General features: G+C 61.3%; 1 protein-coding gene. It reads left to right on the forward strand.

The annotated features are described in order from the left end of the window. Positions 1 to 997, forward strand: a 997-nt coding sequence (locus Q363_RS42535; RefSeq protein WP_035358814.1) for a hypothetical protein, incomplete at its 5' end; no start/stop codon positions are given. Positions 998 to 1065: the final 68 nt, after the last annotated feature.

Raw genomic sequence — 1065 nt, forward strand, 5'->3', positions numbered from 1 at the left:
GCGGCAACTGGAAGCGGATCACGATGCCGCACTCGGGCAATGGCGCCTGGCGGTAGAACGTGCGCGCTATGAGGCCGAACGTGCCGAACGCCAGTGTCGCGCGGTAGAACCGGAAAACAGGCTGGTGGCGCGAGGGTTGGAAACCGAATGGGAGAAACGGCTGCGTGATCTCGCAGCGGCCGAGGCAGAGCTCGAGCGCCGGCAGCAACAGCATCCTCGCACACTCAGTCCTGAGGAGAAAACCAGGATCCGTGCTCTCGGTTCCGATCTGCGCAAAGTCTGGACCGCGCCCACCACCACCGATCGCGATCGCAAGGAGCTTTTGCGCACGCTGCTGGAAGAGGTGATCGTGGCTGTCGATCGCCCCGAACATCGGGCCCATCTGACGCTGCGCTGGCGGGGTGGCGAGCTTACCGAAATCGATCTTCCTCTGCCGCGCTCCCAGCCACGCGGTCTGCGCACCAGCGAAGACACGATCTCGTTGTTACCCCGCCTGGCAGCTCTCTATCCCGACGAAGTCATCGCAGGCATCCTGAATCGCCAGGGCCACAAGACTGCGACCGGGGAACGCTTCACCGCCAATCAGGTCGGCAGTCTGCGACGTTATCGCGGCATCCCGCGTTTCCAGCCACCAGCGCAGCCTCTCGTGGGAGAAGTCGTCCCTATCCGCAAGGCCGCGCAGATCCTGGGCATGAACACTTCCACCATCCATCGTTGGCTGGCCGAAGGCTTCATCGCTGGTGAACAGGTTACTCCCGGCGCGCCGTGGCAAATCCGCATCACCGAAGAACTGCGAGCGCGAATCGTGGAGCAGGCCCCGCCGGAATACCTGCCGATGCTGGAAGCTTCCATGAAACTCGGCGTCTCGCGACAGACGGTGTTGCAGCGTGTAAAGGGCGGCGAACTACGAGCCATCCTTGTTACAAGCGGACGACGCAAAGGCTTGCGAATCAGAGTTGTAGACGATCAGCCCATGCTATTTGCAACTACTTCATGAGTCTGGGGGCAGTATGAAGATGGATCCAAGAATGATCGAACGTCGGCGTCTACTATCCAGCTCACCTT

Source organism: Edaphobacter aggregans DSM 19364 (genome assembly GCF_000745965.1).
GTDB classification, from domain to species: Bacteria; Acidobacteriota; Terriglobia; order Terriglobales; family Acidobacteriaceae; genus Edaphobacter; species Edaphobacter aggregans.